15 protein-coding genes are annotated in these 14,863 nt (G+C 58.9%); 8 read left to right on the forward strand and 7 right to left on the reverse strand.

From position 1 onward, the window contains the following. The first annotated feature begins 60 nt into the window (after positions 1-60). From IB244_RS03655 to IB244_RS03670, 4 genes are all read left to right on the forward strand, one after another. Positions 61-1,515 carry a murein hydrolase activator EnvC family protein gene (locus IB244_RS03655; RefSeq protein ID WP_018855941.1) on the forward strand — a complete coding sequence of 485 codons (1,455 nt, stop codon included), beginning with the start codon at positions 61-63 and terminating at the stop codon, positions 1,513-1,515. Beyond that, the gene (locus IB244_RS03660) at positions 1,505-2,827 is read left to right on the forward strand and encodes a S41 family peptidase (protein WP_018855940.1); all 1,323 of its coding nucleotides are present in this window, start codon (positions 1,505-1,507) and stop codon (positions 2,825-2,827) included. Before IB244_RS03655 ends, IB244_RS03660 begins: the two co-directional genes overlap by 11 nt. Before the next feature lie 80 nt (positions 2,828-2,907). Continuing rightward, positions 2,908-4,113 carry a divergent polysaccharide deacetylase family protein gene (locus IB244_RS03665; protein WP_192303208.1) on the forward strand — a complete coding sequence of 402 codons (1,206 nt, stop codon included), beginning with the start codon at positions 2,908-2,910 and terminating at the stop codon, positions 4,111-4,113. Between the two features lie 14 nt (positions 4,114-4,127). Beyond that, entirely contained in the window at positions 4,128-4,661 is a 534-nt protein-coding gene (locus IB244_RS03670; protein WP_018855938.1) for an RNA pyrophosphohydrolase, read from the forward strand. A 36-nt stretch (positions 4,662-4,697) separates the two neighbouring features. Here IB244_RS03670 and bfr read toward each other — a convergent pair whose 3' ends face one another. The 5 genes from bfr to IB244_RS31990 form a co-directional block, all read right to left on the reverse strand. Continuing rightward, a complete protein-coding gene (bfr, locus tag IB244_RS03675) occupies positions 4,698-5,183 on the reverse strand; it encodes a bacterioferritin (RefSeq protein ID WP_007528518.1) in 486 nt (161 codons plus the stop codon). Beyond that, entirely contained in the window at positions 5,149-5,562 is a 414-nt protein-coding gene (locus IB244_RS03680) for a bacterioferritin-associated ferredoxin (RefSeq protein ID WP_018855937.1), read from the reverse strand. Before IB244_RS03680 ends, bfr begins: the two co-directional genes overlap by 35 nt. Positions 5,563-5,630: 68 nt before the next feature. Next, a complete protein-coding gene (locus IB244_RS03685; RefSeq protein ID WP_113469686.1) occupies positions 5,631-9,062 on the reverse strand; it encodes an error-prone DNA polymerase in 3,432 nt (1,143 codons plus the stop codon). Further along, the gene (locus IB244_RS03690; protein WP_312867210.1) at positions 9,062-10,615 is read right to left on the reverse strand and encodes a DNA polymerase Y family protein; all 1,554 of its coding nucleotides are present in this window, start codon (positions 10,613-10,615) and stop codon (positions 9,062-9,064) included. Before IB244_RS03690 ends, IB244_RS03685 begins: the two co-directional genes overlap by 1 nt. Then, positions 10,527-11,474: an ImuA family protein gene (locus IB244_RS31990; protein ID WP_018855934.1), complete on the reverse strand. Its 948-nt coding sequence runs from the start codon at positions 11,472-11,474 to the stop codon at positions 10,527-10,529. The genes IB244_RS03690 and IB244_RS31990 overlap by 89 nt, the downstream gene beginning before the upstream one ends. A 161-nt stretch (positions 11,475-11,635) precedes the next feature. Between IB244_RS31990 and IB244_RS03695 the strand changes: the two genes are divergently transcribed. Further along, complete coding sequence (locus IB244_RS03695) at positions 11,636-12,073, forward strand: metallopeptidase family protein (RefSeq protein ID WP_192303210.1); 438 nt, start codon at positions 11,636-11,638, stop codon at positions 12,071-12,073. Positions 12,074-12,081: 8 nt separating this feature from the next. Here the strand turns inward: IB244_RS03695 and IB244_RS03700 are convergent, their stop codons facing one another. Both IB244_RS03700 and IB244_RS03705 read right to left on the reverse strand, forming a co-directional pair. Beyond that, a complete protein-coding gene (locus tag IB244_RS03700; RefSeq protein ID WP_018855932.1) occupies positions 12,082-12,288 on the reverse strand; it encodes a DUF1737 domain-containing protein in 207 nt (68 codons plus the stop codon). Positions 12,289-12,301: 13 nt separating this feature from the next. Beyond that, complete coding sequence (locus tag IB244_RS03705; protein ID WP_026371613.1) at positions 12,302-13,210, reverse strand: HpcH/HpaI aldolase/citrate lyase family protein; 909 nt, start codon at positions 13,208-13,210, stop codon at positions 12,302-12,304. Between the two features lie 111 nt (positions 13,211-13,321). Here IB244_RS03705 and IB244_RS03710 point away from each other — a divergent pair, with 111 nt between their 5' ends. From IB244_RS03710 to leuD, 3 genes are all read left to right on the forward strand, one after another. Next, on the forward strand, positions 13,322-13,564 hold the full coding sequence (locus IB244_RS03710; RefSeq protein WP_018855930.1) for a hypothetical protein: 243 nt from the start codon (positions 13,322-13,324) through the stop codon (positions 13,562-13,564). A gap of 113 nt (positions 13,565-13,677) precedes the next feature. Then, positions 13,678-14,106: a VOC family protein gene (locus tag IB244_RS03715; RefSeq protein WP_018855929.1), complete on the forward strand. Its 429-nt coding sequence runs from the start codon at positions 13,678-13,680 to the stop codon at positions 14,104-14,106. 138 nt (positions 14,107-14,244) lie between these two features. After that, positions 14,245-14,853 carry a 3-isopropylmalate dehydratase small subunit gene (gene leuD / locus IB244_RS03720; RefSeq protein ID WP_018855928.1) on the forward strand — a complete coding sequence of 203 codons (609 nt, stop codon included), beginning with the start codon at positions 14,245-14,247 and terminating at the stop codon, positions 14,851-14,853. Positions 14,854-14,863: the final 10 nt, after the last annotated feature.

Here is a 14,863-nt window from a genome sequence, read left to right on the forward strand (position 1 = left end):
TGGCAAAGAATGTCAAATCAGCTTAATCTCCGCGCGATTTGAAGGGATTTCGAAGCTCGTATGCCGACACGCGCGTTCAAGCCAAAATACGTCATTCTGTCGGCCTTGGCTGCAGGCTTGAGCGTGTCTGTGGCGGCAGTTGCGAACCGCCCCTTCGCTTCCGGCGCCTTCGCGCAGGATGCGCCGGAAGCTGCGCGGATCTCGCCGCCCGAGGCCCCTGCCCTGGCAAGTGCAACGGTTGCCCAGCCGCCGCCCGATCCGGCGGCCGACCTTGCGAAGAAGCGAGACGAGACGCGCGCAGAGCTTGAAGCCCTATCGAAGACCATCAGCCTCTCGTCCGATAAGGTTGCGGAGCTTCAGAAGAGCATCGCGGATCTGGACAAGAGCACCAGCAGCGTTCGCCAGGCGCTGATCGATTCCGCGGCGCGGCGCAAGTCGCTCGAGAAGCAGATCCTGGAGAGCGAGAAGAAACTGGCCGATCTCGGCGTCAAGGAAGACGCGGTCCGCCGGTCATTGCATGAGCGGCGTGGCCTGCTGGCCGAGGTGCTGGGTGCCCTGCAGCGGATGGGCCGCAATCCGCCGCCGGCCCTTCTCGTGACACCTGACGACGCGCTCGCTTCGGTTCGCAGCGCAATCCTGCTCGGCGCGGTGGTTCCCGGTATCCGAAAGGAAACTGACAAGCTCGTCGCCGATCTTGCCAACCTGTCTGCGTTGCAAACGGCAAGCGCTGCGGAGAAAACGGCGCTCACCACGACGATGACCAATAGCATCGAGGAAGAGCGCCGGATGGACTTGCTTCTCGCTGAAAACGAGAAGCTGAGCCGCAGCAGCGTGGCGGAACTGGATGCGGAGAAGAAGCGGTCGGAGGATCTTGCCAGCAAGGCAACAAGTCTCGAGGGACTGGTGGCATCGATGGAAACCGAGATCGCATCGGTTCGCGACGCCGCCGCCGCGGCCCGCCAGGCCGAGGAAAACCGCAAGCTCTTAACCGACGAGCAGCGTGCCCAGGCCAAGGCCCTCGCGGAGAGCGGCGTGCCTGATAAAAACCGCATTGCGCCCGCATATCCCTTCGGAGAATTGAAGGCGAAGCTGGAATTGCCTGTGGCAGGCGATATCCTCCGCCAGTTCGGCGATGCCGACGGAACCGGCCATGAGGCGATGGGAATGACGCTTGCCACCAATCCGGAAACGGTGGTTACCGCTCCCGCAGATGGGCTTGTCGTTTACGCGGGTGCTTTTCGCAGCTACGGCCAGATGATCATCCTCGATGCCGGCAACGGCTACCACCTTGTCCTCTCCGGAATGGAGACGATCAGCACGCGCCAGGGGAAGTTCGTCTTCTCCGGCGAGCCACTTGCAGCCATGGGCGCGAAAAGAGTGGCGAGCGCGACAGCATTGGCGCTGGAAACCAACCGTCCGACGCTTTACATTGAATTTCGAAAAGATGGAAAACCGGTCGATTCCCGGCCTTGGTGGACCGCTAAAGACACTGGAAAGGCACGCAATGATTCGTAGGGCTTCTCTTGTTCTGGTCGGCGCATTGATGGGTGCGACCGCGATGAGCGTCATCTATTCGGCAGGCGTGCCTGCGGAAGCAGCCGGAGCCTCCACCTACAAGGAGCTTTCCGTTTTTGGTGACGTTTTTGAGCGTGTGCGCGCACAGTATGTGACGCCGCCGGCCGAGGACAAACTCATCGAAAATGCCATCAACGGCATGCTTTCTTCGCTGGATCCGCATTCGAGCTACATGAATGCCAAGGATGCGGCTGACATGCAGACCCAGACGAAGGGTGAATTCGGCGGTCTCGGCATTGAGGTCACCATGGAAGACGAGCTCGTCAAAGTCATCACGCCGATCGACGACACGCCGGCGGCAAAGGCTGGCGTTCTTGCTGGCGACTACATTTCCGAGATCGACGGTCAGTCCGTTCGCGGCCTGAAGCTGGAAGACGCGGTCGAAAAGATGCGTGGCCCGGTCAACACGCCGATCAAGCTGACGCTGATCCGCAAGGGTGCCGACAAGCCTATAGAGCTGACGATCGTTCGCGACGTTGTGGCTGTGCAGGCCGTGAAGTCGCGCGTCGAGGATGATGTCGGCTATCTGCGCGTCATCTCCTTCACGGAGAAGACCTACCCCGATCTCGAGAAGGCGATCGAGAAGATCAAGAAGACGGTTCCGGCTGACAAGCTGAAGGGCTACGTCCTCGACCTTCGTCTGAACCCGGGTGGTCTGCTCGACCAGGCGATCCAGGTGTCGGATGCGCTGCTGCAGCGTGGCGAAGTGGTTTCCACCCGCGGCCGCAATCCCGATGAGACCCGCCGCTTCAACGCTGGTCCGGGTGACCTCACGGACGGCAAGCCGGTAATCGTCCTGATCAACGGCGGTTCGGCATCTGCTTCGGAAATCGTTGCCGGCGCGTTGCAGGACCTGCGTCGTGCTACCGTTCTCGGAACGCGCTCGTTCGGCAAGGGCTCGGTTCAGACGATCATCCCGCTTGGCGAAAACGGCGCGCTGCGACTGACGACGGCGCTCTACTACACGCCGTCGGGCCGCTCGATCCAAGGCACCGGCATCACGCCGGATATCAAGGTCGAAGAGCCGCTGCCGGACGATCTGAAGGGCAAGATGACCACCGAAGGCGAGTCCAGCCTGCGTGGGCACATCAAGGGCCAGAGCGAGACGGACGAAGGCTCCGGTTCGGTTGCCTATATTCCGCCGGATCCGAAGGACGACGTTCAGCTCAACTACGCGCTTGACCTGCTTCGCGGCAAGAAGACGGACCCGTCCTTCCCGCCCAATCCGGACAAGGCCGTCAGCGCCAAGTAATTGCAATTTGAGGCGTCAGGCCGGATGGTGTATCCGGCCTGACGCCTTTTTGCTGTCCTGATTCTGAAGCGGAAACGAGCTTGAATACCGATCTGCACGCACCACTAGGACAGGGCCGTAAGGTTAAGCGGCAGCGGCCGGGTATTCTGCGGACGGGCCGTGTCGTCGCCGGGATTTGCCTCGTTCTGATCGGGGTTTCGTCGCTTTATACGGCATTCCGCGGAGATGGGCTGAAGCCCGAGAAGCCGCCAGTTCAAGACCAGGCGGCTTTGCCGCCATCCGATACTATTCAGAATCAGGTGCCGTCGCGGTCTTCGACCCCTGCCGCTCCAAATGGTATGGTGCCATCCGATCCCCGATCGGGTGCCAATGTGGAGCAGATGGTCACGGGCGATGGATCTGTCGTCACGAAATACTCCCCGAGACAACGCGACGGAAATGGCCCGGTGCTAGTTGATGCCTCGCAGGTCGGGCAGGACCCACGGATGGCGGCGTTGCCGAACGATGCGCTTCTGGAAAATACGCCGTTGGGGCGGCTCCCGATCGTCGGGCCGGACGGACGTCGCCCGATGGACCAGTACGCGCGACCATGGTCCGGTGCACACGGAACACGTATCGCGATCGTTGTGAGCGGATTAGGGTTAAGCCAGACAGGCACGCAGCGGGCGATCCAGCAGTTGCCGGAGGAGGTCACCTTCGCTTTTGCCGCCAGCGGCAACAGCTTGCAGCGCTGGATGCAGGAAGCGCGCCGCGGCGGCCACGAAATCCTGCTGCAGGTTCCATTCGAGCCTTTTGATTACCCGGCAAACGATCCCGGGCCGGATACGTTGCTGACGTCGACGTCGGCTGCGAAGAATATTGAAGGCCTGCACCGGGCGATGGGCGAGATCACCAATTATACGGGCATCATGAATTATCAGGGCGGGCGCTTCCTTTCCGACCCCAACGCCATGGAGCCGGTGATGCGGGATATCGGAAAGCGCGGGTTGCTGTTTCTTGACGACGGAACGTCGGCCCAGTCCAAAACCGCGGCAGTCGCAAAAGGAACGGAGGCGCCCTACGCCTTTGCTGATGTGCAGTTGGACAAGCAGCTTGATGTGAACGCCATCATCCAGAAGCTGGACGAGCTTGAACGCGTCGCAAAGCGCAATGGCCAGGCAATCGGTGTTGCCGCCGCCTTCGATGAGAGTATTGATGCCATCGCGCAATGGACGCAGGAGGCCGCGATGCGAGGCATTGAGATCGTCGGTGTCGCTGCGCTGACCAACGACCCGAAGAGACCCTGAAATAGAGAGAGCTGATGAGCAAGCTGATCGTCAACGCCGAAGACCTGCCGTATCGCCCCTGCGTCGGCGTTATGATCCTCAACCGCCAGGGTCTCGTATGGGCGGGGCGGCGGATTCCGGAAGAGAATTCCGAATATGATGGATCGCCGCAGCTTTGGCAGATGCCGCAGGGCGGCATCGACAAGGGCGAGGATCCGCTGGATGCCGCCTATCGGGAACTCTACGAGGAAACGGGCATTCGCACGGTGACGCTGCTTGCGGAAGCCAGGAACTGGATCAACTACGATTTGCCACCCCAATTGGTGGGCATTGGGCTAAAGGGGAAATTCCGGGGTCAGACGCAGCGCTGGTTTGCCTTCCGTTTCGATGGAGATGAGAAGGAGATCGCAATCAATCCGCCGCCCGGCGGCCATGCGGCGGAATTCGATGCATGGGATTGGAAGTCGATGGAAAGCCTGCCCGGTCTCATCGTGCCCTTCAAGCGGGCGGTCTATGAGCAGGTGGTCGACGAGTTCAGGCACTTGGCTGGCCTAAGCGCCGCAGAGTGAATGACCGGCGGCCAGGGCTGCCGGTCATGTCAATCGTTATTCGGCCTCGTTGGCGGAGTCGGCATTGAGCTGGCCGTACTTCGATTCGCCGATCTTGCCGAGCAGCTCCAGCTGTGTTTCGAGGAAGTCGATGTGACCTTCCTCGTCTGCCAGGAGCTCCTCGAAAAGCTTCATCGAGACGTAGTCCCCGGCCTCATGACAGATGTCGCGTGATTTCTTGTAGGCCGTGCGGGCATCGTATTCGCCGGCGAGGTCGGCTTCCAGAACTTCCTTGACGTTCTGGCCGATCCGAAGCGGGGCAAGAGTCTGAAGGTTGGGATGACCTTCGAGGAAGATGATGCGCGCGACCAGACGATCGGCATGATGCATCTCCTCGATGGATTCTGCCCGTTCCTTCTTGGCGAGCTTGGTGTAGCCCCAGTCTTCAAGAAGTCGGTAATGGACCCAGTATTGGTTGACGGCGCCGAGCTCGAGAAAGAGGGCCTCGTTAAGCCGCTCGATGACTTTTTTGTCGCCTTTCAATGTCCGCTCTCCTGTTTTCTTCATGGAATTCTCTGAGGCGGGACATGAAATCAAATATTTCGGCTTCCGTCGAGTGGTGACGGGCGTGATATTCCTCGGTCGTCTGGATGATGATGTCGACCACGTTCGGGAAGCAGCCACAGCAGCGGCCCCGTTTCCCCATGGCGTGGTATACCTTTGCAGGCACGATAAGCTGCCAACAATCCTCATCGAGAAGTTCTTTGATGACTTCCCGGATTTCGTGATCGGTTATGTAGTTGCAGCTGCAGACAAGCACGGCGTCATTCCAAACATGACATTCACTATCCCCTTTTCTGCAAAAGAAGATGATAGGTGTCAAGAAAAAATCGACTCGCGGAATAGGCCATTCGTCGCACATTGTGGGACTGTCGAAGGTACTCTCCGCTACATTGCAAAGCCTCAAATCCGGCGTTCTGATGCACGTTCTCAATGGAAATTGCGGCCCTTTGGCATGATCTGAGCTGTTTCCCGTGCTCCATGACTGCCGGAGATGAGGCTCTTCTCCATCACGGCGTTCTCAACTGAGTTTGCGAGTTTCCTTTGACGCGGATCCATCGTCGGATTGAGCGCTTGATCCGAACGATCGCTAACGCCAAAACGACGGGCTTCCTTCTGCAGGATGCCGAGCGCGGGGGTCATATCCTCGATATGATCGACGACGGTGTGGATCACGCCGCTCTGGCTCTGAAGCCTGCCATGAATCTTCACGAGTCGTGCTCCCATTACGATCGGGCGATATTTCTCGAAGACCCTTTGCCAGACAATGGCATTGGCAACGCCCGTTTCGTCTTCCAGTGTCATAAAGATGACGCCCTTGGCGGAGCCCGGGCGCTGACGCACTAAAACCAGGCCGGCGATCGTCACCCTTCTGCCGTTCGGGACGGTGAGAAGATCGACACTCCGCACGACCCCGGCTTTGCGGAATTCGTCGCGGAGGAACGAGACCGGATGACCTTTCAGGGAAAGCGAGAGGTAGCGATAGTCCTCGATGACTTGTTCGCCAGGCAGCATTTGCGGCAGCCGCGTCTCAGGCTCGACCTGCAAGTCGATGTGGCTCACCTGGTCGAACAGAGGAAGCTTTTCGGCAGCGCTCTTCGCATCAAGCGCCCGCACCGCCCAGAGCGCTTCCCGCCGCGACAGTTTTATGGAACGAAAGGCATCCGCATCAGCAAGCCGCTCTATATCCGCTTTCTGCAGGCCTGAGCGTAGCCAGAGATCGCGAATGGAAGAATAGCCCCTGCCTCTGTTGGCGACGAGTTGTTCCATACTCGCTTCCGAAAGGCCCTTTATCTGCCGGAAACCAAGCCGAACGGCTCGCTTTGTCTTGATGACATCCCGCATGCTGGCATGCCGGAAATCGACTGAACGCTTGTTAAATTCTGCCTCCTCAAGCAAGCAATCCCAGTTCGATTCATTGATGTCGACGGGCCGGATATCAACCCCATGCTCCCTTGCATCCCTGACGAGCTGCGCGGGGGCATAAAAACCCATTGGCTGCGAATTCAGCATCGCAGCACAGAAGACATCAGGATAGTAGGCTTTCACCCAGGAAGAGGCATATACCAGTAGTGCGAACGAGGCCGCGTGGCTTTCCGGGAAGCCGTATTCGCCAAAACCCTTGATCTGGTTGAAGCATTGCTGGGCAAAGTCGCGGGGGTAATCCTTCGCGACCATGCCTTCGATGAACCGCGTTTCGAAATTGCCGATGGTGCCTGTTCGTTTGAAGGTCGCCATGGCCCGCCTCAGTTGGTCTGCTTCGGCCGGCTTGAATCCCGCAGCGGTGATTGCGATCTGCATGGCTTGCTCCTGAAAGAGCGGCACGCCGAGCGTTCGCTCCAGAACTCCCTTCAGTTCCTCGCTTGGATATGTCGTTGGGATACCGCGCGCTTTTTCCTCCCGGCGTTTCAGGTAGGGGTGGACCATGTCTCCTTGAATGGGGCCTGGCCTGACGATGGCGACTTCGATGACGAGGTCGTAGAATTTTTGGGGTTTTAGGCGCGGCAGCATGCTCATCTGCGCTCGGCTCTCGATCTGAAAGACGCCAAGCGTGTCGGCCCGGCACATCATCGCATAGACGGGCTCCTCATCCTCATGCTTATCGTTGCCGAGATCGGCGAGGGTCTTCTTCACGTCGTAATGCAGGAGAAGCAGATCGAATGCCCGCTTCAGGGCGGTCAACATTCCGAGCGCCAGGATATCGACCTTGAGGATCTTCAGATTGTCGAGATCATCCTTGTCCCATTCGACCATGTAGCGTCCGGGCATTGCCGTCTTCATGATCGGAACGACTTCATCCAGCCTGTCCCTAGTGATGACGAACCCCCCGACATGCTGGGTGAGATGGCGGGGAAAACCGAGAAGCTCGGATGCATATTTCAGCACGTTTTTGGTCATGGGATCGAAAATGTCGAGCCCGGCCGCCTTTGCTTCCCGTTCGGATAGCTTCTCATCCGACCAGCCCCAGACCAAGCTGCCGATCGCGGACTGGACATCTTCTGAGAGACCGAAGGCTTTGGAAACCTCACGTCCGGCGGACCGGGTGCGATAAGTGGTCACCCCTGCGGTGAGACCCGCATGCTCCTTGCCGTATTTCTCATAGATATGCTGGATGACCTCTTCGCGCCTCTCATGCTCGAAATCGACATCGATATCCGGCGGTTCGTCGCGGTCCATCGACAGGAAGCGGTCGAAAAGCAGGGTGCTTTTCTCGGGATTCACCTCGGTTATCTCAAGGCAGTAGCAAATGACGGAATTTGCCGCGGAGCCGCGACCCTGACAGAGGATTTTTTTCTCATGCCTGGCGTACTGGATGATCCTGTGGACCGTCAGGAAGTATGGTTCATATTGCTTACGACGAACGAGATCCAACTCGTATTCGATGTTATTCTGAACTTTCTCAGGCACGCCGTTGGGGAAGCGCTTTGCTGCACCTGAATTGGCAAGGCGTTCCAGTGTTTCATAGGGTGTTTCCCCCTCGTCATTCTCGGAGGGATAGTTGTGCTCCAGTTCGTCGAGCGAAAAGGAAAGGCTTTCAAAGAACTTCCCTGTGTTTGTTACGGCGTGCGCATAGTCTCTGAAGAGGCGCAGAATTTCGTTGCCACTCTTGAGATAGCGTTCGGCATTCGGAGCCAGGAGAAAGCCAGCCTCGGGAATGGGAATATGCTCCCGGATCGACGTAACGATATCGGCGAGGGGGCGGCGGGCCGTATCGTGGTAGAGTGGCTGGTTGGTGGCGATCAGCGGGATGCGGCTACGGTCAGCTAGCATGGAGATGGTCGCAAACATGCGCCTATCGCGGCCGTCATAGGCGGGAGCGAGCGCCATGTGGATGTTTTTCCGGAAGCGTTTTCTGAAGCGCTCCAGACAGGCTTCGAACGCGGCGTGATTGTTATCGTCGGCAATGGACGGGTGCGGAATGATTGCAAGCATCATGTCGTCGCCCCATTCCATCAGATCTGCTTCCGACAGAATGCACTTACCCTTCTCGGCTCTCAGGTTTCCAGCGCTCAGCAACCGGCAAAGATGCGCCCAGCCCTGGCGATCTCGGGGGTAGGCAAGAATGTCAGGCGTTCCATCCGCAAAGACGAGGCGGGCTCCCGGCTGGAAACGGATCGGGTCGGGAATGATGTCCTTCTTCTCGCGCTCCTCCAGAAGCCCGGCTTTCATTCGTTCGAACTTCTTCCGGATCGCCTCTGCCTGGGCATGGGCCCGGACGACACCTGCAACTGAGTTGCGGTCGGCAATGCCAAGGCCTCCAAGCTTCATAACGGCAGCCTGAACGACCATTTCCTCGGGCTTGGAGGCGCCCTCCAGAAACGAGAAATTGGTCTTGGCGCCGATTTCGAAGAAGGCGGACATCAGGCAATGACCCCGTGCATGAACCAACTCTGTGTTGTGTCACGCTCATAATGACCCTGGCGATAGATCCAGAAGCGGCGCCCCTTATCGTCTTCGATCCGGAAATAGTCCCGATCCCCAGCATCCTTTCCATCTACGCCATCGAGCCACCATTCCATTGCCAGCCGCTCCGGGCCCTCGCTCTTCAAGACACGGTGCTGCATGCGCCGCCAGTGAAAGCTCGCTGGTGCGCCATCAGGGATTTCGATGGCAAAGGCATCCATTGGCTCCGCTTTCCGCAATAGCCGGATGGGCCGTTCGCTCCTGGCTGGTGGCAGATGCCCCTCCCGGGTTTTCGGGGCGGACAGATGTTCGATTGCCGGCACTGTAGTGTAGGCTCTTTCCGGTATGTGGCTCTCCCGCAATTGGAAGGTTTGCAGGCAGTCTTCTCCGAGGCGAGCTGAAACCCGATCCACGAAGGCAGCAAGAGACGCGTCCTTCTGCTGGCGGTGTTCGAAGTCTCCCTGTGACGTCACGAAATCTTCGTGCAGGAGTACGTTGAGACGAAGGATCTCGAATCCGTAACCCGCATCGAAATCGTCGTGAATTGCCTGCAGGCGTTCGGCAAAGAGGGCGGCAATGCGCTTGGGCTCCCGCAAGGGCTGCGCGGTCCCGGCAGAAATGCGAAAAACCTTGCCGTCGACACGGAACAGGACCAACTCGAAGATACGGCCGCCGACACCGCGGGCTTCCAGCGAGGGCTTCAGGGAGACGGCAACCTGACCCGTGAGTGCGAGGATATCGTCTTCGGCTCCGATCGGCTCAATCAGGCGACGTTCGACCGAGAGGCTTGCGACCGGCAGGCGTGGAGAGACCGGCTCTTCATCGGTCCCAAGCGCCTGATCGAGCCTCAAGAGCACAGCTCCCCCAAAGCGGCGGGCGAGGGGGGCGCGGGGCGCGGTCAGCAAATCGCCGACATATTTGAGGCCCATCTTGTCCAGGCCCCCTATGGTTTCGTCCTCGAGACGCAGGGCCGCGACGGGCAGGGGAGCCAACGCCTGTTCTGCCTCCCCATGCTCGATGATGCCGCCTTGGCCAAAACGGCTGATGGCCCAGGACAATCCAGGCGAGGAAGAGATGGCGCCGCGGGCGTCAATTCCCATCTGGAAGAGCCGTGCGAGAATATCCTTGAGAAGGGGCGTCTCACCGCCAAACAGATGGGCGCACCCGGTAATGTCAAGGAACAAGCCATCGACGCCGTCGAGAGCAACAAGCGGGGTATAGCGATCGCACCAGTCGGCGATCGCTTCCAGGAAGCGCCGGTTGGCGGCTGGGTCGTCCTCGATCACATCAAGCGTGGGGTAGATGGCGCGGGCTTCGGCGACACCCATATGCTTTCGGAGATTGAGTGTTTCGGCAGCCTCGTCCAGTGCCGTCAGCCGCATCGTATTGTTGAGGCGGCTGGAACAGACGATCGGTGCGGCTTCAGGACGTCCGTGCGAACGCCAGGAGAGCCCCCATTTCTTTCTTGCGATCCGGTCGGTTGGAAGGTGCGGAAAGTGGAGTGCCAGAATGCGTTGCGCGTTCGTCTGGAAGGCGAGGGTTGGCTGATTGGGAGACGGCGAAAAAACGGCGGTCATGGGGGTTCCACTCCAGTAGAAAGGAGAGGGGAGCCGGGTTGCGGCTCTTCTCCAGGGTGAGATGAAAAACCGGATTGCCGATGCTACCGCCCAGCATCGTGCCATCCGGCAAGGGGCGCGCCTGTGCCGGCGCGGGTGCTGCAAGGAAGCGGAAATAAGCGCTGCTGGCTTCTTCCTCTCCAGCCTGCCGCAACAGGAAAAGCGGGCGTTTCGATGCTTTCGCCCGCAAGCTCAAACGACGGCTCTCCGTCAGGCCGAAGGGCTTTGGGTTGCCGCGGATCTCCAGAACCGTCGCAGGAAAAACGCCGCTTTCGACTGCAGATTCCGCAAGCCAGAGAGCGTCTTCAAGCTTGCGCGGACTGGCATAGAAGAACTGGTCCGGTTTCAGACCGAAATCTCGTAACCCTACGGCGTAGGGGACGCCTGCTTCCATCGTGGAAACCATGTCCGCGATCCACAGGATCGGTAGCGGCGCACTGTGGCTCTCCTCGACTTGACGCTGCAGCATGGCGGCAAGCGCCAGCACAAAGCCGCTGCCGGCACCGGCCTCCCGCAAGAGGTCGGTGCGAGCCTCGGTGATCCCGTCGAGCGGCAAGCCGCCATCGATCGCCTCGTCGAGTGCGGGTATTCCAAGAGGAAGACGCGGGCCGCTGTCGTTCTTGGCGGCGAGGCCTTTGTCGGCCAAGGCTTCGCTTTGCGCGGCCGCCAAGGCCGGCGCGGGCTTCCCTTCAAGCTTTGCAATGGTTTCGCGGAGCGCAAAAAGCCGCTCGCGCGTCACGGCCGACTGTGCCATGACGTTCTCCAAGTCTCAGATGTTCCTGTTATGTTCTTATGGATTCCAGAGGCGGGCGAAAGAGTCAACAGGCATTTGATGTGAATTTATTCCTGCCTTTGATTCCGCTCTCGAAAATCGTGCGCAAAGGTTCTATATGGGCGGCAAAGGAAGGAATATTAATGGCCCGCATAGACCAGAGCGAGGATTGGCGGGATCGCCACGCGCCGACGATCAGTACCTTCGAGTCGTTGGCGATGGAGGCATATAGCCACCTGCCGGAAGAATTCCGCTCGCTGACCACCAATCTGACCATCGAGATCGAGGATTTCCCTGACGACGACGTGTTCGAGGACATGGCGCTGGAAACGCCATTCGACCTTCTCGGCCTCTTTGAAGGCCGGGGCATCTCGGAGCGTTTCACGATGGAAACCGGCGAACTGCCGAACCGTGTCCGCCTCTACAGGCGGCCGATCCTCGACTACTGGGCCGAGAACGACGAGACGCTGGGCGATATCATCACCCACGTCCTCATCCACGAGATCGGCCACCATTTCGGTCTCAGCGACGACGACATGGAACGGATCGAGGCAAGTGCCGAAGAGGCGGCCGAACGCTAAGCCTTCGCTTACTGTTCGGATAGCTTCATGTCCGGGTGGTAGTCCTTGCCTTCGACTTCCTTGACGATCGCCTGAGCGCACATCACCTGGCCGGTCTGGGTGTTGAAGGTCAGCGACGGCGAGCCGTTCAGCGACCAGCCCTTGTTGAGGGCGTCGGTTACGCGATGACAGAAAGCGGCATCATCCTGGCCGGTCAGAAGGCGATAAAGCTTCATCTAGAGTCGTCTTTCACTTCGCCGTTTGGCGCTCAGTAATCAGGCGGGCTTTATGAACCAGACTTTCCGCCTGGACAAGATGCAGCCGCTCGATCATCCGTCCGTTGACATTGATGACGTTCAGACCTTCGGCAGCCGGGTCGGCAAAGGCGGCGATGATTGCCTCCGCCTCGGCAATTGCCGCATTGTCCGGGCCGAAATGCCGGTTTGACGCTTCGATCTGAGCAGGATGGATCAGCATCTTGCCGTCGAAGCCCATGGCCCGGGCATGCGCGCATTCGGCGTCGAAGGCATCTGCGTCCTTGAAATCATTGAAGACACTGTCGATCGCGTCGAGGCCATAGGCACGCACGGCAAGTACCACCTGCATCAGCCAGGGCACGAGATAGGTGCGGCCGGGCTGCGGCAAGACACCGGTCTCTTTGCGCAGGTCGTTGAGGCCAACGACGAAACAATCGAGTCTTGAGCCCGGCGTGCGTCCGGCTTCGGCGATCGCCGCCGCGTTCAGAATGCCGCGGGGCGTTTCGATCATCGCCCAGATGCGGAGGCTTTCCGGCGCATCGGCATCGGCAAGCCGGTCGCTGATGGACATCACATCCTGAGGCTCGGCCACTTTCGGCAGAAGCACGGCATCCGGTTCCAATGCCAAGACCAGCTCCATGTCGGCATTGCCGAATGTGGAAGCCAGCGCATTGATGCGGATGATCCGCTCCTTGTTCACCAGAGGAGGGCCCGAAAAAAAGGCTTTCAGATTGTCGCGGGCTTCCGCCTTTCGCTCCGGCGCCACCGAGTCCTCGAGATCGAAGATCACGGCGTCGCAATCGAGCGCATGGGTCTTTTCCAAGGCGCGTGCATTGATGGCCGGAACGCTTAGCACCGAACGGCGGAGATTCAAGGAACGAGTCGGAGAGTTGCGGGTCATCACAAATCTGTGCCAAGCTTTGTGATGGGTGGCAAGACAACAAAAAGCCATGCTCACCTTGCAGAGAAAGAAATGAAGGACCACATTCCTTTCCGAAGAAAGGTCTAAACCATGCAAAGCATTCGTTCCGTCTTCCTCCTGCTCGCAGGCATCACAGCCTTCATTGCGTTGGCGCTCCTCACATTTTCTGTGACGCTCGCAGTTGGCGGTATCCTGACGGTGCTCATGGTTGGCCGCGCGCTTTCGCTGAAGATGAAACCGGCCCCCGTTCGCGCCACCGCCAGAACGAAGTCACATTCCGGCGAGAGCATGCGTATCTGGAATGACGGGCGCGGCACGATCATCGACCTCTGACCGTCGGGTCGTTTCCAGAAAAATTTCGACATCGCTGTCGGCTCGGCTGATCTTCCCGCGTCTTTGAAAGGCCAGGGCTTTTGCCCAAACCAAATCAAACAATGGAGGACAGAATGGATACCGCAACGGAAACCGGCGCAACGAAAATGCCGCCGGTGAAGAATGGCTTGTTGCCTTATGTCACCGTCGACGGTGCTTTGAAGGCGGCGGAATTCTACAAGCGTGCGTTCGGCGCCGAGGAGGCTTTTGTCGTTCCTCCTGACGAAAACGGGCGGACGATGCATGTTCACCTCTACGTCAACGGAAGCTCGCTGATGCTCTGCGATGCCTACCCCGAGCATGGTCATCCCTTCGAAAAGCACCAGGGCTTCAGTCTCCAGCTTGTTATCGACGATATCGATTTCTGGTGGGAGCGCGCGGTTCAGGCTGGCGTAGAGGTGATCATGCCCGTTCAGCTGATGTTCTGGGGCGATCGGTATGGCCAGCTTCGCGATCCGTTCGGGGTTCTCTGGGCAATGAATGCGCCAGCGAATGCAAGTTGATCTCACGATATCCATGGATGGCTGCGCGTCGAATCCGCGCGCAGCCTTTTCCGCGGTGTAAATTTTCCTTCATTTTGGCCGAAATCTGGACTAAACGCTGATCAACAAAACTACGTCTGCTGACATTGGAGCCAGGCCATGGACAAATTCGTAAAGCTGACGGGCGTTGCTGCCCCTCTGCCTGTTGTCAACATCGACACCGACATGATCATTCCGAAGGATTACCTGAAGACGATCAAGCGCACCGGTCTTGGCAAGGGTCTTTTCGCCGAAGCCCGTTACAATGAAGACGGTTCTCCGAACCCGGATTTCGTGCTGAACAAGCCGGCCTATCAGAATGCGAAGATCCTGGTTGCCGGTGACAATTTCGGTTGCGGCTCCTCGCGCGAGCATGCGCCATGGGCGCTTCTCGACTTCGGCATCCGTTGCGTAATCTCGACCAGCTTCGCCGACATCTTCTACAACAACTGTTTCAAGAACGGCATTCTGCCGATCAAGGTCAGCCAGGAAAACCTCGACAAGCTGATGGACGACGCCTCGCGCGGCTCCAATGCGATCCTAACGGTCGACCTGGAAAACCTTGAGATCACCGGTCCGGACGGCGGTTCGATCAAGTTCGATCTCGACGAGTTCAAGCGCCACTGCCTGCTGAACGGCCTCGACGATATCGGCCTGACACTCGAGAAGGGCAAGGCAATCGACAGCTTCGAAGCCAAGAACGCGGCATCGCGCCCCTGGGCTGCTTAAGTCTTAAAAA

This window comes from Rhizobium sp. RHZ02, from assembly GCF_014851575.1.
Classification (GTDB): Bacteria; Pseudomonadota; Alphaproteobacteria; order Rhizobiales; family Rhizobiaceae; genus Rhizobium; species Rhizobium altiplani.